Origin of the sequence: Hydrogenobacter sp. T-8, assembly GCF_011006175.1 — a bacterium.
Taxonomy (GTDB): Bacteria; Aquificota; Aquificia; order Aquificales; family Aquificaceae; genus Pampinifervens; species Pampinifervens florentissimum.
Window position 1 is genome coordinate 809,592 of the sequence record NZ_CP048795.1, and the last position, 23,610, is coordinate 833,201.

A 23,610-nucleotide genomic window follows, 5' to 3' on the forward strand; every position below is an offset into this window, starting at 1 on the left:
CTCATTTCTCCTCTAAAAACTTCTTTACCTCAGGGGCTGGCTCCAATGGCTTTAACTCTTTAAGAGGTTCTCCTTTCTTGAGAAGATAATCCCCAAGTATCCACTTGCCTTCCTCCGCTCTGAAGAAGATATACTTCTGAGACACTAAATTGCCTTTTTCATCTACATAAGGCAAAACAAATACTCTTATAATGTTGTCAGGCACACGCAAAGGAGTTGGGATAGTCCTTGCAAGTTCAAAAAGTCTTTCCTGAACTTCCTTTTGATACAGGCTCTCTACTTGCTTTTCTTCTTTTTGCGTAAAAGTCTCAGGTAAATCTTTCAATTGAACCTTTTCTTGCTTACTAACAGCTCCCGCACATGAAGTCAAAAATAGAGCTATTGCTAATACCCGCTTTTTCATCTCCTTTCCTCCTTCAAAGTCTGCTCATAGACATCTGAAAGCCTTCCACAATAGCCAGAATTAGCTCCCTTTTTACAAAGCTGGCTTTCTTCGTAAGGTAATAAAATCTTTGCACAGGAGCTTAGAAAAACAGAACACAGCATAATTAAAACAACCTTCATTTATTGCCCTCCTGCTTATTCTCTTGCTTACCAGCCTGTTCTTGCTCCACGGAAGAAAAGTCTATGCTCTGCAAGAAAACTACATCTACCTTCCTTCCTGCGTTTATTTCCACCACAGGATAAGTCTCATCCGCCAGCTTCTTGTATTGTTCTACAAGTTCTTTAGCCGCAGACGTAAAACCGCCTGCAATACCCACGTTCAAAGCTTTCCCTGGGTCTATAGTCGTAAGAGACCCCTGCGGAGATACAATGACTGTAGAACCTGATTGCTGAAAAACTCTTGATATGCCGTCTATAAAGCCTGCTAACAACATTCTTGCTAAAATTGCTCCCTGCTTTGATACTACTCTGCCAAGCAACCCTACTTTTCCGTCTTCTCCTGCTACATAGCCCTTTACCTCCTTCTCTACCACAGTTCCGTCCTTTTTCACACAGGACAGCACCTCAAGCCTTATGTATGCTCTCTCAGATGGTAAATCTCCATAACCAGACCCTATCACAAAACAATCTTTTATGTCCGCCTTCCACAGGTTTGGTAGAACCGCCTTATCCACTATCCTTATCAAAACTGGATGAGGAGAGCTTTGAGCTTTGCCTCCAGTAGGAGCATCAAGCCCAGAAAGAAGAACCGCCTTTACAAAAGCTCCAGCAGGAATTAAACTCTTTTTGCTTTGACTTTGAGGAACCTGAGGAGCAGGCTTTATCTCCTCTTTCTTTTCTTCCTTTTTTGTAGCTGGACTTTCCTCTCCCTTTTTGATAACTATCAGGTCAGCGAGAACTTGTGGCTCTGGTTTTTTAGCCTCTCCCTGCTGACCTGACTGACCAGCTCCCTGCGAAGTCGCTGGAGGTGGAGAAGATGGTGGAGGGGGTGGGGGTGGGGGTGGAGGAGGAGAAGCTGAAGGCTCTTTTTGACCTTGACCTAAAAGCTCAGCTATGGGGGGTGGAGATTGACCCTTCTGTTGCTGTTGATTATTCCGTCTTTCAAGCTCCTCTATTCTCTTTTCCAGCTGTGTTATCTTCTCACCGTATAAGGCTCTTAAGGTTTCCTCTTCTGTCTTCTTAGGAGGAGGAGCTTCCACTTTAACGGGTGGTCCTTCTCGCTTTTCTTCCTTTTTCTTGCCAAAAATCTCTGACAGAAGAAACATACCACCACCCAGCAAGGCTACCGCTACACCTAAAGCTATATACTGCTTTCTCTTCTCTCCTTCAAACTTCTTAAGCATTTTTCCTCACCACTATAAGCCTTGTTGTCTGTCCTTTTTTGAGAACTGGCTGAACTATAGCTATAGCCAAAGGCTGCTTAAGGTATGGAATAAACTGACCTTCCCAAAGCTCTAAATCTGTCTTTGCCTGCAATACATACTCCTCTACAGAATACATACTGCCCTCATAAACCCTGTAGAGTATCATGTCAAGCTCCTCAAAAGACCTGTATGGCTTGTTGATAAGCTTTACTTCATAGCCTTCCGGCACTTCTTCCATATACACGCTCTTCACAAGACCGAGCAGGACACTATCGTAATCCCCTGACCTCTCTAACTGCCTTGCCTTTTCTTTATCCTCATGAGGCACCCTTAAAGCCACCACAACAGCAGGAATTCTTTTTGGCACAAGAATTAGCTGAAAGACCTTCTCCCCACAATCTACATATAGCTCTCTTTTAATATCAGACAGCTCCACCTTTCCATCAGGTAAAACCTTTGGAAGAAACTTAACATAAGCATTTCTTTCCTGCACCTCTACAGATATCTCCTTCTCCTTTGAATAGACTACACTTTTAATAGCCTGAGGACACACAATCCTGTTTATATCAGTCAAAGATACATTAACATAATGCCAGCCACCGCTATCTTCTATAACCACAACAGGAGACGGCTTCTCTTGAGCTAAAACAACAGACAAGAAAAACAGAAGACTTAAAAGCTTTTTCATAACTTTACCTCCCTGACTATAAACCTGCCCTGCTGAACGGTGAATTTAAAAACTATCGTCCTTCTTTCCTCTCCTATGTATGTGTTGCCAGTAAATTTCTTGAGTATGCCCTCTACAGCTAAGGTCTGATTTTGAGGATCTACAATCACTTTCATGGGATAAAAGCTCTGCCACCAGTCATTGTTTTTAATGGAGTTTGTATAGCTCGCAAAAACCTCTTTTATCGCCTTTAGCTCCTCTGGATTGGTAGTTAAAAAGGGATAAACACTTGCTAAAGACTTATCTACAATGGCAGGAGACACATTAAGTATCCTGTCCGCTAAATACTTGCCTATCTGCTCAAGATACGAATAGCTTAGCTCCTCTCCAGATACCCAGAACTCTTTATCTACCCTCGGTGGCAAAACAATTATTGTCTTATGAGTAGCAAGCCTAAAAAGAAAAATCCCCTCTATAAGCACCACCACCAGAAGCCCCATTATGGTATAAGACTGCCAGCGCACCTCAAACTGGAGCTTCTCTAAAAAGCTGTAAAACCTCTTCATGTTCCCTGTATATTTTAGCAAACTACGGGCTTTTTTCTGTGAAAAATTGTTTTTCTGGGGAATTCCACAGAAAAACTTGACATATAGACTTTTATGCGGTATAATATAACTTTATGGAGGATTTGGAGTATCTCCTGAGGGAGTTATCAAAAAAGTCCTTAGCTCTTGTGGGAATGGATTTAAGCTCTCTCAGGTATATAAGCGTGTATCTGACGACGCAGGAAAAGAGGGTAGGGGGGAAGACTTACACTTATGAGTATCTGGTGGGGGAACTGGAAAAAAAGAGAAAACACATCCTGAAAAAAGTCTCTCCTGAGGAAAGGGGACAGATTTATGAACTTATTCGTCTTTACAGGGCATGTTATCGTCTTGAGCAGGCAAGATTGCATTTAGAGCTTCTTAACAAAAAACTCTTGCAGGAGGTTCAGCAATGAACTATGCAGGCTTAAGAGGAAATCTGGTAGAAAAAGACCCAAAAACTTTGCCTGTTGCCAGAGAAGACTTCTACATCAGAAAAGCCCTTGACCTCAGGCATGTAGAAAAGCTAAAGCAGGCAATCCTTGAGGGTGAAGAGCTACCGCCTGTCATTATGGTTTATGTGAAAGAGCTTGAGGACTGGCGGATTGTCAATGGCAATCATACTGCTAAAGCTCATGAGCTACTTCAGAGACCTGTCAAAGTCTTTGAAGTGGAAGGAGAGTTCTCTTATGAAGATGCTATAAGACTTCAGCTTGAGCTAAACCCCATTGAGAATTTGCCCGTCTCAAAGGAAGACCTCAAGGTGATGGCTATAAGGGCATACAAAACCATGAGGCAGGTGGGAGCTAAGAGAGAGAGGGCAGAAATAATCCAGAGGTTGGCACTGATATTTAAAAAATCCGAAAGACAGATTTACAGATGGCTTGATGAGGTAATAGAAGAAGAAGACAGAGAGCTGAAAGAAAAAGCAGTAAAGCTATGGAGAGAAGGTAAAACACAAGAGGAAATAGCCAAAGAGCTTGGCGTTCCCCGTCAAACTATCTCTGACTGGCTAAAAGCAAATAATTATCAAGTGAAAACTTATCACATTTTGCCGATTTTTGACACATGTCAAAAATCGGCAAATACTGACACTCAATCTCACATCACAATCACGAAAGACTTTTCCGACCTCATGGAAAGGTATTATGAAGAGCGTGAAGAGGGTCAAAAGCTTGAGGAGTGGGCTAAGTCAAAGGGCATAGAGCTTGACCCTGAGGAGCTTCAAAAGCTTAAGTCTTTTCTGTCTGACCTTACGGGCAGGACTGCTATAGAGATGCTCAAGGACACTCAGGAGGCGTATGAAAAGCTCTTAAGGGAAAGGTTGAAGGCTATAGGTTTTGGCACAAAGGCTGTAAAGGCTCTTGTGGAGAGCTTTTCAAAACACAAAGCTCTTATTAGAAAAACCTGTGAAGAGCTTATAAAGAAGATAGAAAGCCTTGCAGAAAATCTTGACCTGTCTGAAGAGGAGATACTCCACAAGGCTTTTCACCATGAGGCATTGCTGACAAAATACAGAGAGCTATTTATGAGCGTATGCAAAGATGAGATAAAGAAGGCTCTTTCTAAGTATCCTGTGCTTTCTACGGAAGAGATAAGCCTTGAGGCTTTCTATGAGCTTGCGGAAGAAGAGCTGGAGCAGGAGCTAAAGGCTCAGTATCCAGACTACAGAATACCCAGAGACCTTATAGAGTGGCTAAAGTTAGAAGTCAGAAAGAAAAGGCTGGAAGAGGAAAGAAGAAGGCTTGAAGAGGAAAGGGCAAGGCAGGAAGAGGAAAGAAAGAAGAGGGAAGAGCATGAGAAGGCACAGCTAAGTGAAATTATATCAAGCCTGAGAACTTCTCTTCCTGATAGCCTCGAGAGCTTTCTTATGAGCCTCTCAGATGAGGACAGGGCGGTGGCTCTAAAGTATATGGCGGAGCTAAAAAGAGTTTTTGATAGTCTGCCGAAAGCACCAAAGGAACTTATAGAGGAGCTTGCAAAGGCAATGCTTAAGGGCTTAACAGAGGAAGAGGCTAAAGAGGAGCTAAGGGCTAAGGGATATGTGCCTGATACAAGACCTGTGCTTAAGGCAAAAGAAGAACTCCTCAGGAAAAAAGAAGAGGAGCTAAGGAAAAAAGAAGAAGCCTTGAAGCCCCTGCTCCCTTCATCTACCTCCTTTAGCTCTCCTGAGGGGGCTGTCCCCCCTCAGTCTTTCAACGGTGAGGTTGTAGAGGGGCAGGTGCTTGAAGAGGAAGAGCTGGATGATGAGCTTTTTGAGCTTTTAGGGCTTGAAGAGGAAGAGCTTGAAAAAGAAAGGGGTATAACGCTAAGGGGTGTGAAGAAAAAGCTCGAGAAGATTTTAAAGCTTTTGGGAGAGCTAAAGAGTGAAATGCTTTCCGCAAAGGGCAGGAAGACGCTTGAGAAAGCCCTCAAGGAGTGTGAAGAAACCCTTGAGAAGATAGAGGTGGTCTTCAGAAGAAAGGAAAGATACACGCAGGAAGATAAGGCTATTGCTAAAGTGGTTTTAATGAGGTTTTCGGAGCTGTGGCAGGAGGAGAAAGGCACGGGGCTTGCAGTGCAGGATAAGTCCGCACTTGTTAAGAGGGTGTTAGAGATAGCAGGCAAAAATCCAGACAAGGAGCTTATCAAGGAGAAGTTTTTAAAAGCTGTGGAGGGCTTTTTTGAGTATGTGAGGGAAAATGAAAAGAGGGAGGGGCGATACAAGGCTCAGGTTTCGCTCAGAGATTTTATTGCAGACCCCTTTAAGTTTGAGCTTATGAGAAAGCCTTCAAAAGATGAAGTGCTTATGCACAACCTCAAGGTTTTAGAAAAAGTTCTTAGAGAGGAGGGTCAGCAATGGATAAGGTAAAGGTTTTGCTTTTATCCTTAGCAAAGGCAAGCACGGACGGAGACAAACTCAATGAAGAGGTTATAAAAGCCTATATGCAAACTATCAGGAATTATCCACCTGAGCTTGTTCTTTCGGTTCTTTCAAAATACTCATACCTGCCATCTGTGGAAGAGCTTTCTAAAAAGCTTGAAGAGAAGAAAACTCTCCTTGCCTTTGAAATGCTCCAGAGAGCTATTGAAAAAGCAGGTAAGTATGGTGCTGTGGTTTTTGAAGACAAAAAGCTTCAGGCATTTGTAAGACTTATGGGGGGCTGGCTGGAAGTATGCGATATGCCAGAGAGAGAGCTTCGTTACTGGTTTTTTAAACTTTACCCGTCCATAGAAGAAGACAGGCATGAGGAAGTTTTCACAACAGAATTCACTTTTGACGATGCAAAGGTTCTGAGAGTAAAGGCTTTAGGAGGTGATAAGCCAAAAGCCCTGGGGGCAGGAAATGTGGTGGAAGAAAGAAATCTTAAAGGCACTCAAGGAAATAATGCCTGAAGAGATTGACTATGAGATAAAACAGATAAAGCCCATAGAAAAGCTTATCTACAGGATAGACCTTGAGGACAAAGACTACAGGTTTGTGGTAATCTTGAGGCTAAAACCCGTAGAAGAAGCTGAAGAGGAAGAAGGGACAGGAAGATACAAGCTTTTGAGATACACCTTTGAAGAAAAGAAAAAGGGGGTGAAGAATGCAGGAGCTTTTTGAACCTTCTTTTGATGAGCTGGCAGAGAGAGCCTTACTGGGGGGTATGATAGTAGAGCCAAAGCTTATTTCTGTGGCACTCTCAAGGGGTTTGAAGGAAGAGGACTTTTATTTTGAAAAGCACAGGCAGGTTTATGCACTTTTGAAGGTTCTGTATCAGGAATATGGGGAAAACTGGGACGATGTGGTGGCTTTAGAGCTTGCACGGAAAGAGGGCATTCTTCTCGAGAGGAATTTCCTCTGGGTGCTTGCAGAAGAGGGGGCTACTTCAGAGGTTTTATTTGAGAGTGCCTTAAGGATTGTTAAGGAGCATAGCACATTAAACAGGCTAAAAGAGCAGGCTATAAAGCTTTTGAAAGCAAAAAGCATAGAAGAGGCTCAGGTAGCAAGAGAGGAGCTGATTGCCTTCAAGGAAGAGGTGCTTGAGATAGAACCTTTTGAGAGAATTGTAAGTGAGGGTATAGAAGAGCTGAAGTTGATGATGGAAAGTGAAAAGCTCATTCTGGGACTGGAGACAGGCTTTTTTGAGCTTGACACGCTTACTTCTGGTTTTGAGCCGGGGAATTTAATCCTTATAGGGGCAAGACCGGGCATGGGTAAAAGCTCTTTCATGCTTTCTATAGCTCTAAACATGGCAAGAAAGGGCAAGAGGGTGGTGGTATTTTCTTTGGAGATGTCAAAGAAGCAGATTCTTCACAGGATTTTTTCTCTTAGCAGTGGCGTGCCTCTTAAAAACATTCGCATGGGCATGATTACAAAGGAGGATTTCCCTAAGATAGTAGAGGCGGGGCTGGAGCTAAGAAGACTGCCTGTTGTGTTTGATTTTTCTCCTGCCAGAACCACCTTAGAAATAAGGAGCATAGCCCAGCTAAAGCAGGCAGACATTATTTTCATAGACTATCTTCAGCTTATAACTCCACCAAAGCAGTATTCTTCAAGGCAGGAAGAGGTAGCAGCAATTTCAAGAAGCCTGAAGCTAATTGCCAAAGACTTAAACATTCCTGTGGTAGCTCTTGTCCAGCTTTCCCGTCAGACAGAACACCGCTCAGACAAAAGACCTACGCTTGCAGATATTCGTGAGTCAGGTCAAATAGAGCAGGATGCGGATATTGTCATGTTCCTCTATAGACCTGAATACTACAAGAAAAATCCCTCTCCAGAAGAGGCAGGGCTTGTAGAGGTGATAGTGGCTAAAAACAGGCAGGGGGCATGCGGAACGGTGAGGCTCAGATTTGATAAAAACACCACAGGCTTTTATCCCTGTCCTGCCTCTTATTCAGCTTATTCAGAAAGCCCAGAAAAGGAAATTGAGGAAAGTATTGATTTTTGAGGCTTTCACGAGATTTTTCTGTGGAATTCCCCAGAAAATGGTATAATAACCTTATGCCAAGAGGAGAGGGCTATCTCAGGAAGAGGGGCAATGTATGGTATTTTGAGTTCATGTATCATGGCAGGCGGTATTATCACAGGATAGGGGCTGTATCAAAGACGGTTGCAAGGGAGATAGCAAATGATTTAAGGGCTAAGATAATTCGGGGGGAGTATCTGCCACCAAGAGAGGAAAACCTTACTTTTAGGGAGCTTGCGGATACTTATAAAGACTGGTATTTGAGGACTTCACAGGCTACGGAGCATGCTAAAAAAGAGCATGTGAGGAAGATAGAGCTGGTAAAGGAGTTTTTTGGTGATATGCCAGTTCACAGGATAAGCACTTTCACTATAGAGCAGTATAAGAGGCATAGAGAGGAGAACTCAAAGGCAAGTCCTGTAAGCATTGACAAAGAACTTATGGTTATTCATGCTATATTTTCAAAGGGAAAGGAGCTTGGGCTATATAAGGGGGAGATACCCAGGATACCCTACTACAGGGCTAAGGCAAGGGAGATAGTGAGGTTTTTAACCCCTGAAGAGGCACAAAAATTGCTCTCCGCCTGTCCTCTGCATCTTAAAAGAATAGTCCTCTTTGTCCTGAATACAGGCTGCAGGGCTAATGAGGCTCTGAGCTTAAAATGGGAAGATGTGGATTTCAAAACGGGCTGTCTTCGTATTCATGCAAGCCAGACAAAGACCAAAACACACTACACCATTTTAATGAACTCCACCGTGAGGGAGCTTTTAGAGGATATAAAGAAAGAACAGGAAGAAAAAGGATTAAAGACTGACTATGTCTTTTTAAACTCTCAGGGCAAGCCCTATGGCAGACAGGGATACAGAAGAGCCTTCAAGAATGCCTGCAAAAAGGCAGGCTTGCAGGACTTTAGATTTCACGACCTTAGACATACCTTTGCCTCATGGGTAGCCATGAAAACAAAGGACATCTACCTGGTGCAGAGGCTTTTAAACCACCAGAAGATAGACACCACCAAAAGATACGCCCATCTGACACAGGAATACATGGTCAATGCCCTTGAGGAAATTTCGTCAGTATTTCGTCAGGAAAAAGAAGAAAAGCCAAGCTCAGCATGAATTATCAGGGCTTTTAAACTACAGCCTCTCTTCTTGGCGTGTAGGAGGTCGGGGGTTCAAGTCCCCTCCGCTCCACCAATCTCTTTTATATTCCCATATCCTGAGCCTGCTCTTCTGTTAAGTGTCTATCCTCTTTAACCTCCTTCTGCACAGATTCACATCTATCAAGAAGTTCCTTCAGCCTTATAGGTGCTTCAGTAAGTGGCAGAGATGAGTCATATATTTCCGCCTTTACTCCACACTCCTTCATGGCTTCGTAGAGCATCCTGAGACCCTTTTCCGCTTCTGGTCCGTTTCTACGCACCACCCATATCCAGTCTGGATTGAGTTTTCCTTCTTTGTGGAGGTCTCTTATGGCATTTGCCACGCCTTCACCCAGAGTTACATCTATCCTTGTGTTGTTGGCGGTTCCACCACAGACCAATACTCCCCTTATACCGGGCTTTGAGAGTATTATCCTTGTTATCTTATACATCTTCTCCGCAGGGGGGTTTCCTCCTATGTCGGTAAAGTTTGCAGGCTTTAGACCCATGGCGTAGGTAGTTTCTATGGTAACCGTTGAACCACCACCTCCAAAGGTCATCATGGCAATATCTCCGTCCACTTCCACATAAGAGCCAGCCTTTCCTCTGTGGTCATCCCTGTCTATAAGAGAGGCTTCTATCTCTCTTTCTGTGGGTGGTCTCTTCATGGCGGTTCTTACTCCGTATATCTTGGCAGGTGGGACGCTGGCATCGTCATCAATGGTTACTACTGCATCAAGGGCAAGGACTCTTTGCTTGCCACCCACATCGCATATGGCAAGGGGGTTTATCTCCAAGAGCCTTGCTTCTGCTTCCCAAAAGGCTTTCCACATATTGGCTATAACTTCAGAAAGCTCCCTCAAAACTCCCATGTATTCCTGAGGAAAGCCAAGCTCAAGGAGATAGTTTCTAACCATATGGGGATATAGTCCCTTTATTGGGTCAATGACCCAGCTCCTTACCTTTTCTGGTGGAACTTCTTCTATGTCCATGCCCCCCTCAAGGCTAAGGGTAAGCACCGGAGCCCTCACCTCTGTGGAATAGGTAATAGAGGCGTAAAGCTCTTTTAGGATGTTTGCTTTCTCGCTCACAAGCAGTCCCACGGGCATTTCTCCATAAACGGGGTAGTTAAGAAGGGCGTTGAAGGTCTCTATGGCATCCTCTGGGTTTTTGCAGAGCTTTACCGCTCCAGCTTTACCCCTCTTGCCCACGAGCACCTGTGACTTTATAACGCATTCGCCCAGCTGGTTTATGAAGTTTACAAGGTCATCGCTTAGGTGGTCGCTGAACATATACTTAGGAGTAGGCACGCCGTATTTTTTAAACAGCTTGTCATAGGCTTCGTACTCATACAGGTTCATAGGCTTCCTCCTTTCTTGGAAATTGGTATGACTAAAATTATAGCATTCTGGTAGTTAACATAAGCCATGATTAGAGTTAATATATTAATGTGCGTAAAGTCCTCTATATACTTTCAGGTGTTTTAGGTCTGTTTCTTCTAATATCCTTAGCCCTTATCCTAATCCTCTCTACCAACCTTCCCCCGGTGGAAGCCCTAAGAGATTGGAAGCCTCCAGTGGCTACCGTGGTTTACGATGCGAAGGATAGACCCTTCGGCGATGTAGCGGTGCAAAGAAGATACTATGTGAGCCTCAAGGACATACCACCTCATGTTAGACAGGCTTTCATCTCTGCAGAGGATAAGAACTTCTACAGGCATCCAGGCGTTGACCCAGTAGCTATCTTGAGAGCACTCCTTGCTAACATACGGCACGGAGAAATTCGTCAAGGTGCATCCACCATAACCCAGCAGGTGGCGAGAAACCTTTTTCTGACACCAGACAGAAGTCTAAGGAGGAAGATACGAGAAGCCCTTTTAGCATTGAAGATTGAGAAGCATTTTACAAAAGACCAAATATTGGAGATGTATCTGAATTACATATACCTTGGTCAAGGTGCCTACGGTGTGGAAGCGGCATCAAGGATATACTTCGGAAAATCGGTAAAGGACCTCACCATTGATGAAGCCGCAATCTTGGCAGGTCTTCCAAAAGCACCTACACGCTACAATCCCTTTAGAAACCCAGAAAGGGTAAAGGAGAGAAGAGACTATGTGCTAAGTCGCATGCACGAAGATGGATACATTACAGAAGAGGAATATAGGAGGCTTATAGAAAAACCAATAAAAGTTAGGTTAGAAAACAGATATTACGGAATGGATTATTTTCTTGATTATGTAAAAGATTATCTCGCAGATAAGTATGGTGAGGTTATTCTGGCTGGAGGATACAAGGTCTATACCACCGTAGATAAGGACCTTCAAGAACATGCAAGAGATGTGTTAAAGCGAGGTGTTATGAGGGTTGCTCAGGCAAACCGCATACCCTTCCTTCCGGAAGACCCATACGAGACAGCGAATAGATATAAGGAACAAAAGATTGAGCTGAAGCCGGGCAGGGTATACATAGGGAAGGTGCTTTCTGTAAACGGAGAGAGGCTAAAATTGGAGCTGGGAGAGTACGAGTTTGAACTTGAGAGAAAGAGCCTACCCCTTGAAAAAGGGGACTTTGTGCTGGTAAGGCTCTATCAGGACAGAAAGAGTAAGGAGGTAAGGGCGGAACTGCTTCCAGACCTGCAGGGAGCTCTTGTAAGCCTTGATGTGAAAACTGGTGCTATAAGGGCTATGGTGGGTGGATATTCTTACCTAAGAAGCCCCTACAACAGAGCTGTTTATGCTAAGCGTCAACCTGGGTCTGCTATAAAGCCCATCATATACCTCGCAGCCCTGATGAAGGGCTATACGCAAGCCAGTTTAATAGATGCTACTCCGAGGAGCTTCTATGACCCATCTACAGGTAAGGAATGGACGCCCGATAATTATGAGGGTGCGGAATACGGTCAGATTACTCTAAGAACCGCCTTGGCAAAAAGTGTGAACACTGCCACGGTAAACCTTCTTGCGGACATAGGCTTTGACCTGCCTATAGAGATTGGAAGGCTTCTTGGTATTGAGCTAAAACCTTACTATTCCATGGCTCTTGGTAGTATAGAAGTTACTCCTCTCCAGCTCACTTCTGCCTTTCAAACTTTTGCAAACCTTGGAGTTAGATGTGAGCCTTACTTTATCAGGAAAATAGTTGCACCCGATGGCTCTGTTATTGAAGAAAACTCTCCAAAGTGTGAACAGGTCTTACCTCCACAGGAGACAAGAGTTCTTGTGGATATGCTCAGGGCTGTGGTGCTTGAGGGGACTGCGGTGTCCGCAAGCTCTTTGCAAAGGGTTGTGGCAGGAAAGACAGGAACTACGAATGATTACATGGACGCATGGTTTGTAGGCTTCTCACCTGACATAGTAGCTGGCGTATGGGTAGGCTTTGATACAAAAAGAAGCATGGGTAAAGGAATGGCAGGTGCAAGGGTTGCACTGCCTATATGGATAGACTACATGTCTGTTGCGGGCTATATGTATCCCAACAATGACTTTCCTATACCACAGGGTGTAGTTGTGGTAGACTGTCCGAAGCCTATGCTCTTTGTGGAAGGAACTGAGGGTGTATGTGGCGGTGAAAATCAGACAGAGCCTCAGGGAAAGGGAGACGAGCTTGAGGGCATTGTGGACCCCAAGTATCTCAGGAAGGAATCGCCAAAGGTTGAGGAAATTCCCTGATGAGAGAAATCTTGCTTGAAAGCACTTTTGTGAGCATAGATGTGGAAGCCACAGGGGTTGACCCCTCAAAGTCCGAGATAATTGAAATTGCCTGTGTTAGGGTTGAGGGTGGAGTTATAACAGAAAGGTTTTCAAGCCTTGTATATCCGGGATACCCCTTGCCTCAGAGAATAACAGACCTCACAGGCATAACCAACGCCATGCTCGTGGGAAAGCCAAAGATGGAGGAAGTCCTTCCAAAGTTTCTCAAGTTCGTAGGTGATAGTGTGATAGTTGCCCATAGAGTGGAAAAGGATATTGCTTTTATAGACAAGTATTACAGACAGCTATATGGCAAAAGATTTAGACACCCTCACATATGCACTCTAAACCTTGCTAAAAACATACTTCCAGACCTTAAGAAGTATTCTCTGAAGGACCTCGCGGACTACTTTGGGATAGAATACAAACGCATCCACAGAGCTATGGATGATGCCCAAATTACTGCTCTTGTATTCCTTGAGCTATTAAAGCTACTGTGGCACAGGCTTGGTATAGGGGATTACTTAGGAATAAAGAAACTCTCAAAGGGGTAGAAGGTTTCTCATTCTCTCAATAAGTCCACTTCTTACCTCTACTCCATCATCCTTTAGCTCTTTGGCGAGCTTTTCAAGAATACCCCTGAGTGCATTGCTTAGATTTTTGGGAACTTCTATGCGAAAGGTTATTATCAAGTTGCCCGCACCGCCACCTGCAGGAAACCCATAGCCCGGTAAGGTTTTTGTTGACCCACACTCTGTTCCCGGCTGGACAAAGACTTCTATTTCTCTCCCATCAAGCCACCTTATCTTTGTAGTCCCACCAAGCACCGCCATAGGAAAGGATATGAACTTTTCCATATAAAGGTCTTTGCCCACCTTTCTGAAAACCTCATGGGGCTTTATGTTTATCCTCAAATACAAGTCCCCAGGCTCTCCGCCCCTTTCTCCTGTATGACCAAAGCCGGAAACCTTCAAAACCTCACCCTCGTCCGTCCCGGGTGGAATGCTTACCCTTACCTTGCTTCTTTTTGCCACCCTACCTCTTCCTCCACAGGTAGGACATAGGTTCTTTATTATGTAGCCCCTTCCTTTACAGACAGAGCATGGTCTTGGGAAGTTAAATATGCCACTAACCCTTCTACCAGTCCCTTCGCATGCATGACAGGGCACCTTTTCCATTTGACCTTTGTAGCCTTTACCTTCACAGTCGGGACAATCTACCCAACGGTCGTATTCTATTTCCTTCTCGCATCCTAAGGCGGATTCTTCAAGGCTTAGCTCTAACTTTAACCTTATGTCCTGTCCCCTTTTGGGCTTTGGTGCTCTTCTCATACCCTGCCATATACTTTCAAGGAAGTCTTGAATGTATTCCATGAAGTCCCTGTATTTCTTTTCATCTCCGCTCTGAAGTATACGGTCGTATTCCTCTCTTTTCTGCTCGTCAGAGAGTATATGGTAGGCTTCGTTTATTTCTCTAAAACGTTCACTTGCCTGTGGGTCAGGGTTTACGTCAGGATGCCACTCTTTGGCGAGCCTTCTATAGGCTCTTTTTATCTCTTCCTTTGTTGCACCTTTGTTAATACCGAGTATTTGATAATAATCCTTCATTTTTCAGGCTCTTGCTATATATTATAATTAAACCTATGACAGTTGTAGACACAGTAATACTTGGCGATGCATATGATGTTCTTAAAAGCTTTCCTCAAGAAACTGTTAACCTTATTATTACTTCCCCTCCTTACTACAGACAGAGGGACTACGGGGGTATAGGTATCGGTAATGAAGAAACCAAAGAAGCGTATCTTGAAAACCTTCTAAAAATATTTGGAGAGTGCGTTAGAGTTTTGAAGAATGATGGCAGCATAGTATTTAATCTGGGGGATAAATATATAAATGGGAGCCTTGCATTAATTCCATATAGGTTTGCAATAATGGCTATGGAACGTTTCAATGTCTTGCTTGTTAACAACATAACATGGGTAAAGAAGAACCCAACCCCTCGCCAATATAAAAGAAGACTTACACCATCCACAGAACCCTTTTTTCATTTTGTAAAGTCTGATAAATACTACTTTGATTTAGACAGCTTTATGGAGGACAAAAAACCATCTTTTAATGGCAAAAGGAGAAATCCTGGCGAAAGATATTTTAAACTAATAGAAAACTCAGACCTTAGTCCAGAAGAAAAGGAGCTTGCCAAAAAGGAGCTAAGTATAGCCATAGAGGAAGTAAGACTTGGTTTAATACGGGATTTCAGGATGAAAATAAGAGGAATTCATGCAGAACCCTTTGGTGGGCAGGAAGGTGGCAGGCTATACCATTTGAGAAGAAAAGGTTTTACTATAATAAAAATGAGAGGTGAACCTATTAAGCGCGATGTCATAGAAAGCAATGTAGAAACAATAAAAGGTAGAAAACATTCAGCAATATATCCTAAAAAACTTATTTCTGAACTTATAAAACTTTTGTCCAGAGAGGGAGATATAGTGCTTGATCCTTTTGCAGGTAGCGGAACTACATTAATAGCAGCTTATGAACTTAAAAGGCATTATATAGGTATAGAGATAAATCCAGAATACTACAGATACATACTTGAAAGACTTGAGGATGCAAGGAGAAAAATTCAAAATGAGCGAAAAGGATTATACGAACATATGTAGAATTCTTGAAAATTTATACGAAGAAGCAAAGCGTGTTTACTATGAGAATAGAGAAATATCAATTGATGCTTCTTTGAAGAATCATCTTGATGTAATACTTAGCAGAGTAGAGCAAAACAAAGGTGTTTTAAGTGTTCTAACAACGCTCTTGGTTTACAAACTCTATAATCCATCTCAGAATATAAAACTCCACAGAGCAGAGTTTAAAGGTGGCTTTAGTGGTAGAACTATAGATACAAAATGTGTAACTCCTTTCATGAAAAGTAAGGATTTCCCCGCTATGAAGGAAAGTGGTTGGCTAACCAGGTCTCTTGAACAACCACATCCCTACGATTTTAACTACCCTGGCAAGATAACACCAAAAGAAGTGAAACAAGCCTTTCTGTATATTGTACATGAAGTGGAAGACCTAAAAAAGAGCCCAAAAGAAGCACTTCTATACATATTTAATAGGCTCTTAGATATAAGAGAAAAGACAAGAGTAAGACTCCCAATACCAAGAAATCTTACTATAGATGAAATTTTAACCAAGTTAGAAAGCCATTTTACACATCCATATGCTTCACGAGGAAGGTCAAGACTGCCGGTTTTAGCTTTGTATGCTATTTATAAAATTTTAGTAAAAGAGTTGAAAAGGTATGAGAATAAAAGGCTTGCGGATTTGCTTCCGCATGAATCTCCGGATGATAAAACTGGTATGCTTGGGGATATACAAGTTATGGACATGGAAGGCAAAGTATATGAAGTTGTAGAAGTTAAAGATAGAACCATAGACTATGGTGTTGTTTTATCAGCTCTGGAAAAGATCAAAAATTCACCACCGGATAGGTATTATATCCTGACTACGCGCGAGTATGTAATAGATGAGAGGGTAAGAGGAATAATAAATCAAACTCGCTCCATATATGGAACTACCCTGATTATAAATGGCGTCATGCAGACCATAAAATACTACTTAAGACTCGTAAGGAATCCTTCTGATTTTATTGAGCTTTATGTAGAGCTTTTAGAGAAAGATGCCAGCATAAAAAGAGAACATAAAGAGGCATGGATGAAGTTATTTACTTGAAAATGTGTTAAAATTAACCTCTTATGAGAGTCCTATTGTTTTTAGTGTTGCTTATAAGCCTATCATACGCCAAGGACTATGTGCTTGCTTCCTCCTATCCCATATACTACCCTCTTAGGTATATAGCGGGCGATAGATTTGAGGTGGATGTGTTTATAAAGTCCCAGGCGGACCCTCACCACTACGAGCTAAAGCCTGATGATGTTAGAAGGCTTCAAAGGGCAAAAGCTTTTCTGTATCTGGGTTTAGAAGGTTGGGAAAGGAAAGTAGTCAACACGGCAGGAAAGGATAGAGCTTACCCACTGGCACAGGGTTTAACGCTTATAAGGGTAGGAAGGGGCTACGACCCACATCTTTGGCTCTCTCCTAAGGCATACATGGGCGTAGTGGAGAACATACAGAAGGTTTTGTCTCAATTAGACCCAGCTGGCTCTGAACAATACAAGAGGAGAGCAAGTGAGTATATGGAAAGGCTAAGGGCGTTGGATAAGGAATACAGGGAAGTGCTTTCCACGTGTAAGACAAAAACCTTGGTGATTACCCACCTCTCTACCGCATACTTGGGAAGGGACTATGAACTTGAGATGGTGGGTTTAAGGGGTGTTCATGCGGAAGAAGAGCCAAGACCTTCTGAGGTAAGGCGTATGATAGAAAGGGCAAGGAGAGCTAAAGTGGGTGTGGTTTTTGCGGAGTTGGGACAGGACGAAAGGCTTGCAAGAAGAGTAGCACAGGAAGTGGGTGCAAGGGTTTTGACCCTTAATTCATCTCTCTTTCCAGAGGAGAGAAATGATGACTATTTTTCCATTATGAGGAGAAACTTAGAGAGGCTTTCAGAGGGGCTTGAGTGCCAGAGAAGGTAGTAGAGGTCAAAAACCTTCACTTTAGATACAGGGAGGATGAGCCTCTCATTGAAGACTTGAGCTTTTATGTGGAAAAGGGAGAGTTTTTTGGAATTCTTGGACCAAACGGTGCAGGAAAGAGCACGCTCTTGAGAATTTTGCTTGGCTTTATAAAGCCTCAAGGGGGAGAGGTAAAACTTTTTGGTGAGAGCTTGGATAACTTTAATCAATGGAAGAGGATAGGCTACGTGCCTCAAAGGTTCTCCGTGGAAAAATCCTTTACAGGTAATGTGGGGGAGCTTCTAAGAGCGGTTGCACCCAAAGAAAAAGTGGGTTGGGTTATAGCCTTCCTACACCTTGAAAACCTGCTAAACAGACCCTTTGTAAAGCTCTCTGGTGGAGAACAGCAAAAGGTTTTGCTTGCTCTTGCCCTTACCACAAACCCAGACCTTTTAGTCCTTGATGAGCCTATGACTGGTCTTGATATACACGCTCAAGAACATATAGAGCATATCCTAAAGGAGGTGGCAAAGGATAGAACGGTGATAGTGGTGTCTCATGATGTGGGCTTTGTGCTTAGGAACGCAAGAAGGATTCTGTGTATTGGTATGCCCTTCTGCAAGGTCATAAAGCCTGAGGAGTTTCAAAACTTGGTAAGAGACCTTTACAGATTGCATCCTTAACGAAACTTCAGAACAAAGGTATTTATAAGTCTTATGCGGGCGAAAGCCCGCCCTCTTGCCTTATAATAGGGATTTATGTCAAAACTCTTCGTATTCCTTGCCTCTTTGCTTTTTGCCTGTCAACCCTTGCCAAAGGAAGTGCCCCTTGAAAAGTATAGAAATCAGTTTATAGAGGGTGAGGTTGTTCTTGATGAGGCTCTCAAGGACAAAGTTCCAAAGGGAAAAACCTTTCTTATAATATCTGTTAGAGACCTTGAAAATCCTATGCCCTTGGCGGTTTTAAGGGTAAAGAACCCAAAGCTACCCTACAAGTTCAAGATAACAGGCAAGCACAAGCTGAGCCACGATAGAATTATGGAAGGGCAGGTTATAATAACTGCAAGATTGAGTAGTTCTGACAAGGCGGAGGCTCAAAAGGGAGACCTTGTGGGGTCTACCAACGCACAGGTTGGGACAAGGGGTGTGATAATAAAAATAAACTCAGAGGTGGAATGATGGACAGGTTTGTGAAGGCTTTTGTGGAGAGAGGCAAGGCAATTGCGGTGCTTCCAGCCTTGAGCCTTTTTATAAGTGCGGTTTTTCTTGGCTTTTATGGTGTTTATCTTTCCTTTGAAACCCTCTACAAGGTCTTTACAGACCCTGAGTATTTGGACACTGCCATACTTTCCACTAAGTTTATAGCGGTTATGGACATACACTTACTTTCGGTGATACTCTACATCTTTGCAGTAGGTCTTTATGAGCTCTTTGTAGGAAAGTTAAACGTTCCAGATTGGTTAAAGATTGAAAGCATAGACCAGCTCAAGGCTAAGCTGGCAAGCGTAATAATCCTAATACTTGCCATAACCTTTACAAAAAACGTGGTAAAGTGGAAAGAGCCTATTGAAACCCTTCTCTTTGGTATAGCCATTGCCATAGTGGTTGGCGTGCTTATCTTTTATTATAAGGTGAAAGAAGAGCATTGATGGAAAAGAGCTTAGACCTCAGGGAGCTTACCATAGTCAACGAGGTTGCCAAGATACTCAGTAAGGGTCTTGAGTTTACAAAAAGCCTTGAGGAAGTTCTAAAGGTTCTCTATTCCTTTTGGGATGTAAGGCATAGCTACGTGGCACTATATAGGTCTGAGATAAAAGCCCTTAAGATAGTCAAAGCCTTTGGACTAACAGAGGAAGAGGCTGAGAGGGGCATCTTTAAAAAGGGTGAGGGTATAGTGGGAAAGGTATATAAGGATGGCGTGCCTGTCTTTTTGTCAGATACAAAGATAAACGCCTATCTTAATAAGACTGGTCTCAGGGAAAGGCTTGAGCCTGGTGAAAGCTTTGTGGCAGTGCCTATTAGGATAGGTGGTGAAATAATTGGCGTGCTTGCGGTCTTTAAGGACTTCGGAGAGGAAAGCGTAGAGAGGGGTGTGGAACTTTTGCTAATAATGGGGACTATGATTGGCATGCTCTACAAATTGGATGAGAGGATAAGTCAGGAGAGGGAAGAGTGGGAGGAAGAAAAAAGGCTTCTCACGAAAGCTCTCAGCGAAAGATACAGCGTAGAGGGTATAGTGGGCAAAAGCCCAGTTATAAAGAACCTCCTTGACCTCATAGAAAGGGTCGCCCAGACCGATGTAAACGTGCTTATAACCGGTGAGAGCGGAACGGGTAAAAGTCTTATTGCAAAGGCTATACACTTTATGAGTAAGCGGAAAGAAAAGCCCTTTATAACCATAAACTGCAGTGCCATACCAGAAACCTTGCTTGAAGCGGAGCTTTTTGGATACGAAAAGGGTTCATTTACGGGTGCTTACACCTCAAAAAAGGGAAAGTTTGAACTGGCAAGTGGTGGAACGGTTTTTCTTGATGAAATAGGCGACATGCCCCTCGCCCTTCAGCCCAAGATACTAAGGGTCATACAGGACAAGGAAATAGAGAGGCTCGGCAGTGAAAAAACTGTAAAAGTGGATGTGCGCATAATCTCCGCCACCAACAAGAACCTTTCTGAGCTTGTCTCTCAAGGACAGTTTAGGGAAGACCTATACTACAGACTAAACGTTCTTCCTGTGCATATACCCCCTCTCAGGGAAAGAAAGGAAGACATCCCCATACTCGTAGACCACTTTTTGGAAGTCTTCAATCAAAGATATAGCAAAAGGGTCAGGCTTGACCCAAGGATCATTGAAGTTTTTATGGAGTATCCTTGGCCTGGTAACGTAAGAGAGCTGGAGAACACCATAGAGCGTCTTGTTATACTTAGAGATGGTTTGATAAGGGAAGTAGACCTACCCCCCTACTTTTTTGCAAGGCTTTATGACACAGGTCCCAAAAACATGCCACAGGTTATACAAAGCACGGAAAGAGATGAGATAATAAAGGCTCTTGAAAAGGTAGGATATGTAAAATCAAGAGCAGCAAGGCTTTTGGGATACACCCTGCGTCAGCTTGACTATAGGATAAAAAAGTATCAGATTGAGATAAAGAGGTATTAGGAGTGAAAGTCAGAATAAAGAGGCATCCTAAAGGTGTTGAGGAGTTTGAAGTTGAGGTTTCTCAGAAGATAACCCTTCTTGAGCTTTTGTATAAAGTTAAAGAGGAACTTGACCCTACCCTCGCCTTTAGGAGTATGTGTAGGGCGGGTATATGTGGCACCTGCGCGGTAAAGCTCAATGGAAAGCCAGTCCTTGCTTGCTCCACGTGGGTTTCTGGAGAGGATTTACTTGTTGAACCCATTGACAGGTTTTCTGTGATAAAGGACCTGGTAGTAGACCACGAGAGCGTAGTGAAAAGGCTAAAGGATTATAGCCTGTGGCTACGTATTGGAGAAGGGACTATAAGCCTACAAGAGGATATAAACCGTAAAACTTCAAGAAGCTGGGAGTGTATACTCTGCGGTATATGTGATAGTGTATGTCCTGTGCTATCAGAAAGTGGACTTTTTGGAGGTCCTCTAACCCTCACAAGATTATACAAATACCTTCATGACCCAAGAAATGCGCAACAAGAGACTACTTTAAAAACTTTGCAGAACCTCAAGCCAGAACTTTGCACCCATTGTATGAACTGCTCCTATGCCTGCCCCAAAAGGCTTATGCCAGAGGGTCTAATAAGAGAGGAAGAAAACCTGCTTGTAGAAAAGGGTCTACTTCAAAGGCAGGTAGGTGGCTTTGACTTTTTGAGTTTTTAAAGGAGGCTTTCTATGAAAAACTTCTTAGACCTTGAACTCTCCGAGCTTGGTGTTGGCACATATCTTGGAGAGCTTGACCCAAAGACCTCTCAAGGATACAGAGAGGTTATAAAGACAGCCCTTCAGAGGGGCATAAATGTGGTGGATACCGCCATAGTCTACAGATACATGAAAAGTGAAAGGGACATAGGAGAAGTGCTAAGGGAAATCCCAAGAGACAAGGTGATTGTGTCCACAAAGGGTGGCTATGTGCCTTACGATGTGGACTCAGGGATTGACCCAAAGGACTACTTTTACGAGAACTTTGTAAACACAGGAATAATAAAGTTGGAGGAGATGACTCCTCAGGGACACTATCTTTCCGCTAAGTTTATTGAGTGGTGTCTTAACAAAAGCCTTGAAAACATGAACACAGACTATGTGGATATTTATTTTCTCCACAACCCAGAGGAACAGCTTAACTTCTTTGACAGAAAGACCTTTAATACAAAGATAAGGGAGTGTTTTGAGTATCTTGAGTTTGAAGTAAAGAGAGGAAGAGTAAGATATTATGGGCTTGCCACATGGGGAGGCTTTAGGGTTTCTCCCGCAAGCAGGCAGTATCTAAACCTTCCAGAGCTTTTAGGCATAGCAGAGCAAGTGGCAGGTCAAGAGCACCACTTTAGGTTTATTCAACTACCTTATAACCTTGGAATGCCAGAAGCCTACACTTTGAAAAACCAAGAGGTAGATGGTCAAAGGGTCTCTACCCTTGAAGCCTGTGAAAGGCTTGGTATTTACACTTATATTAGTGCCAGCATATATCAGGGTAGAGTTATTGGCAGAGTTCCGCAGGAGCTAAAGCAAAAACTCAAGGTTGAAAAGGATGTGCATGCAAGCCTTCAGTTTGTCCTTAGCACTCCCGGTGTTGGCACTGCCCTTGTGGGCATGAGTAAGTTGGAACACTTGGAGGAAAACCTTCAGATATTGGGTGTGCCAAGGCTAAGTGGGGCAGAGTTTTTAAGCCTTTTTAAATAGCTTCAGATTATCCCAGATTTAGGCTCACCATCTTCAGAAGTTTAGCTTGTAAGCCCTTCTTGGCTTGAGGCTATCCTAACTTAGGATTTATGATTTAAATGCAATTTGAGGGGCAACAAAAGGAAAACTTACGGACATAAGTGTTAACTATGAGCCATGAGGGACTTTTTACTTTTTGTGGAAAACAGAGACAGGTTTGCGGTGGGGCTTTTTAGACAGTTCAAGATTGAGGAAACACCGAGCAGGGTCCTTATAATCACGCCCACCCTTGAACAAAAAAAGTGGGTGCTTGAGTATATTAGGGCAAGGCTTTCTGACTACGAAAAAGAAATACTGGTGAGGTCTCAGGAAGAGGGGAAAAAACTACAAGAAGACCCTCCTAAGGACAACCTTTTGCCCTCCTATAACTTTGAAAACTTTGTGGTGGGAAAGTCTAACCAGCTTGCCTATAGGATATGTCTTGAGGTTTCCATGAACCCCGGTGTCTATAGCCCCCTTTTTATATACGGTGGTGTTGGCTTGGGCAAGACCCATCTTCTCCATGCGGTAGGCAACAGGGCAAGGTCTAACGGCTATAAGGCTCTATATAGACAGGCGGTGGAGTTCTCCGAGGAGATGATAAAAAGCCTCAAGGAAGGGAAAATAGAAACCTTCAGGAAAGCCTACTCTAACGTGGATATACTGCTTTTGGATGATGTGCAGTTTCTCTCTGGTAAGGAAAGGACACAGGTAGAGCTTTTTAGGGTCTTTGAAGCTCTCCAATCCGCAGAAAAACAGATAGTGCTTGTAAGCGACAGACATCCAAAGGATATTAGAGATGTCTCTGAACGCCTTTTGAGTAGGTTTGCCAGTGGTCTCATCTTGGAAATAGGGCTGGATAAAGAGACAAAGCTATCCATAATTAAAAACAAGCTCCTTCTCTTTGGACTTCCCACAGACAAAAGACACATTGACTATGTAATGGAAAACACGGGCTACAGCGTAAGGGAGATAGAGGGTTTTATAAAAACCTTAAAGTTTACCGGCATAAGGGAGGAACAACCTACACAAGCTCTGAGCAAGGAGGAAGACCTTATAAAGCATGTAGCAAAATACTTTAACCTAAGAACTGAAGACCTCAAAAGGGAAACAAGAGAAAGAAAGGTTCTAAAGGCAAGGCAGACCGCCATGTATCTTTGCAGAACTCTTCTGCATATGTCCTATTCGGAAATAGCGAGGCTCTTCGGAAAGCCAGACCACACCTCTGCCCTATATTCCATAAAAAAGGTAGAAGAGAAAAAACAGCAAGACAGAAAATTTGCCTACACGCTTGAGATGTTGGAAAAGAGCATCAAGAAACATTTAGGCTTAAATTAA

Annotated in this window: 25 protein-coding genes; 18 read left to right on the plus strand and 7 right to left on the minus strand. The window is 43.2% G+C overall.

What is annotated here, in order from left to right; all coding sequences use genetic code 11:
* Position 1: 1 nt before the first annotated feature.
* The 5 genes from G3M65_RS04745 to G3M65_RS04765 are packed head-to-tail and all read right to left on the minus strand — an operon-like array spanning position 2 to position 3,041.
* Positions 2-403 carry a TraV family lipoprotein gene (locus G3M65_RS04745; protein ID WP_173833448.1) on the minus strand — a complete coding sequence of 134 codons (402 nt, stop codon included), beginning with the start codon at positions 401-403 and terminating at the stop codon, positions 2-4.
* A complete protein-coding gene (locus G3M65_RS04750) occupies positions 400-564 on the minus strand; it encodes a hypothetical protein (RefSeq protein ID WP_173833449.1) in 165 nt (54 codons plus the stop codon). Before G3M65_RS04750 ends, G3M65_RS04745 begins: the two co-directional genes overlap by 4 nt.
* Complete coding sequence (locus G3M65_RS04755) at positions 561-1,787, minus strand: TraB/VirB10 family protein (protein ID WP_173833450.1); 1,227 nt, start codon at positions 1,785-1,787, stop codon at positions 561-563. The genes G3M65_RS04750 and G3M65_RS04755 overlap by 4 nt, the downstream gene beginning before the upstream one ends.
* A complete protein-coding gene (locus G3M65_RS04760) occupies positions 1,780-2,496 on the minus strand; it encodes a TraK domain-containing protein (protein WP_173833451.1) in 717 nt (238 codons plus the stop codon). Before G3M65_RS04760 ends, G3M65_RS04755 begins: the two co-directional genes overlap by 8 nt.
* Positions 2,493-3,041 carry a TraE/TraK family type IV conjugative transfer system protein gene (locus tag G3M65_RS04765; RefSeq protein ID WP_173833452.1) on the minus strand — a complete coding sequence of 183 codons (549 nt, stop codon included), beginning with the start codon at positions 3,039-3,041 and terminating at the stop codon, positions 2,493-2,495. Before G3M65_RS04765 ends, G3M65_RS04760 begins: the two co-directional genes overlap by 4 nt.
* A gap of 113 nt (positions 3,042-3,154) precedes the next feature.
* On the opposite strand from G3M65_RS04765, the gene G3M65_RS04770 reads away from it, so the two are divergent.
* The 6 genes from G3M65_RS04770 to G3M65_RS04795 are packed head-to-tail and all read left to right on the plus strand — an operon-like array spanning position 3,155 to position 9,108.
* Positions 3,155-3,475, plus strand: a complete 321-nt coding sequence (locus G3M65_RS04770; protein WP_173833453.1) for a hypothetical protein — start codon at positions 3,155-3,157, stop codon at positions 3,473-3,475.
* Positions 3,472-5,910 carry a helix-turn-helix domain-containing protein gene (locus G3M65_RS04775; protein WP_173833454.1) on the plus strand — a complete coding sequence of 813 codons (2,439 nt, stop codon included), beginning with the start codon at positions 3,472-3,474 and terminating at the stop codon, positions 5,908-5,910. Before G3M65_RS04770 ends, G3M65_RS04775 begins: the two co-directional genes overlap by 4 nt.
* Positions 5,898-6,434, plus strand: coding sequence for a hypothetical protein (locus G3M65_RS04780; protein WP_173833455.1), 537 nt, complete (start codon positions 5,898-5,900; stop codon positions 6,432-6,434). Before G3M65_RS04775 ends, G3M65_RS04780 begins: the two co-directional genes overlap by 13 nt.
* A complete protein-coding gene (locus G3M65_RS04785) occupies positions 6,385-6,645 on the plus strand; it encodes a hypothetical protein (RefSeq protein WP_173833456.1) in 261 nt (86 codons plus the stop codon). The genes G3M65_RS04780 and G3M65_RS04785 overlap by 50 nt, the downstream gene beginning before the upstream one ends.
* Complete coding sequence (locus tag G3M65_RS04790) at positions 6,629-7,972, plus strand: replicative DNA helicase (RefSeq protein ID WP_173833457.1); 1,344 nt, start codon at positions 6,629-6,631, stop codon at positions 7,970-7,972. Before G3M65_RS04785 ends, G3M65_RS04790 begins: the two co-directional genes overlap by 17 nt.
* A 53-nt stretch (positions 7,973-8,025) precedes the next feature.
* Positions 8,026-9,108 carry a tyrosine-type recombinase/integrase gene (locus tag G3M65_RS04795; protein ID WP_173833458.1) on the plus strand — a complete coding sequence of 361 codons (1,083 nt, stop codon included), beginning with the start codon at positions 8,026-8,028 and terminating at the stop codon, positions 9,106-9,108.
* An 85-nt stretch (positions 9,109-9,193) separates the two neighbouring features.
* Here G3M65_RS04795 and G3M65_RS04800 read toward each other — a convergent pair whose 3' ends face one another.
* Positions 9,194-10,492, minus strand: a complete 1,299-nt coding sequence (locus G3M65_RS04800; protein WP_173833459.1) for a succinate--CoA ligase subunit beta — start codon at positions 10,490-10,492, stop codon at positions 9,194-9,196.
* 89 nt (positions 10,493-10,581) lie between these two features.
* Between G3M65_RS04800 and G3M65_RS04805 the strand changes: the two genes are divergently transcribed.
* Both G3M65_RS04805 and G3M65_RS04810 read left to right on the plus strand, forming a co-directional pair.
* Entirely contained in the window at positions 10,582-12,798 is a 2,217-nt protein-coding gene (locus G3M65_RS04805; RefSeq protein ID WP_173833460.1) for a penicillin-binding protein 1A, read from the plus strand.
* Positions 12,798-13,373: a 3'-5' exonuclease gene (locus tag G3M65_RS04810; RefSeq protein WP_173833461.1), complete on the plus strand. Its 576-nt coding sequence runs from the start codon at positions 12,798-12,800 to the stop codon at positions 13,371-13,373. The genes G3M65_RS04805 and G3M65_RS04810 overlap by 1 nt, the downstream gene beginning before the upstream one ends.
* On the opposite strand, the gene G3M65_RS04815 is transcribed toward G3M65_RS04810, so the two are convergent.
* Complete coding sequence (locus G3M65_RS04815) at positions 13,362-14,426, minus strand: J domain-containing protein (RefSeq protein WP_173833462.1); 1,065 nt, start codon at positions 14,424-14,426, stop codon at positions 13,362-13,364. The genes G3M65_RS04810 and G3M65_RS04815 overlap by 12 nt on opposite strands.
* A 35-nt stretch (positions 14,427-14,461) precedes the next feature.
* Between G3M65_RS04815 and G3M65_RS04820 the strand changes: the two genes are divergently transcribed.
* The 10 genes from G3M65_RS04820 to G3M65_RS04865 all read left to right on the plus strand — a co-directional run bounded on the left by G3M65_RS04820 (position 14,462) and on the right by G3M65_RS04865 (position 23,610).
* Positions 14,462-15,478: a DNA-methyltransferase gene (locus G3M65_RS04820; protein ID WP_173833463.1), complete on the plus strand. Its 1,017-nt coding sequence runs from the start codon at positions 14,462-14,464 to the stop codon at positions 15,476-15,478.
* Positions 15,447-16,547, plus strand: coding sequence for a DNA methyltransferase (locus tag G3M65_RS04825; protein ID WP_173833464.1), 1,101 nt, complete (start codon positions 15,447-15,449; stop codon positions 16,545-16,547). The genes G3M65_RS04820 and G3M65_RS04825 overlap by 32 nt, the downstream gene beginning before the upstream one ends.
* Positions 16,548-16,570: 23 nt before the next feature.
* A complete protein-coding gene (locus tag G3M65_RS04830; RefSeq protein ID WP_173833465.1) occupies positions 16,571-17,407 on the plus strand; it encodes a metal ABC transporter substrate-binding protein in 837 nt (278 codons plus the stop codon).
* Positions 17,392-18,069, plus strand: coding sequence for a metal ABC transporter ATP-binding protein (locus tag G3M65_RS04835; RefSeq protein WP_173833466.1), 678 nt, complete (start codon positions 17,392-17,394; stop codon positions 18,067-18,069). Before G3M65_RS04830 ends, G3M65_RS04835 begins: the two co-directional genes overlap by 16 nt.
* Before the next feature lie 75 nt (positions 18,070-18,144).
* On the plus strand, positions 18,145-18,564 hold the full coding sequence (locus G3M65_RS04840) for a c-type cytochrome biogenesis protein CcmI/CycH (protein ID WP_173833467.1): 420 nt from the start codon (positions 18,145-18,147) through the stop codon (positions 18,562-18,564).
* Entirely contained in the window at positions 18,564-19,034 is a 471-nt protein-coding gene (locus G3M65_RS04845; protein ID WP_173833468.1) for a YqhA family protein, read from the plus strand. Before G3M65_RS04840 ends, G3M65_RS04845 begins: the two co-directional genes overlap by 1 nt.
* Positions 19,034-20,542: a sigma-54 interaction domain-containing protein gene (locus G3M65_RS04850; RefSeq protein ID WP_173833469.1), complete on the plus strand. Its 1,509-nt coding sequence runs from the start codon at positions 19,034-19,036 to the stop codon at positions 20,540-20,542. The genes G3M65_RS04845 and G3M65_RS04850 overlap by 1 nt, the downstream gene beginning before the upstream one ends.
* A 2-nt stretch (positions 20,543-20,544) precedes the next feature.
* On the plus strand, positions 20,545-21,237 hold the full coding sequence (locus G3M65_RS04855; protein ID WP_173833470.1) for a succinate dehydrogenase/fumarate reductase iron-sulfur subunit: 693 nt from the start codon (positions 20,545-20,547) through the stop codon (positions 21,235-21,237).
* A 12-nt stretch (positions 21,238-21,249) separates the two neighbouring features.
* Positions 21,250-22,254 (plus strand): aldo/keto reductase, encoded by a 1,005-nt coding sequence (locus tag G3M65_RS04860; protein WP_173833471.1) that lies wholly within the window; start codon positions 21,250-21,252, stop codon positions 22,252-22,254.
* Positions 22,255-22,410: 156 nt separating this feature from the next.
* Entirely contained in the window at positions 22,411-23,610 is a 1,200-nt protein-coding gene (locus G3M65_RS04865) for a DnaA ATPase domain-containing protein (protein WP_173833472.1), read from the plus strand.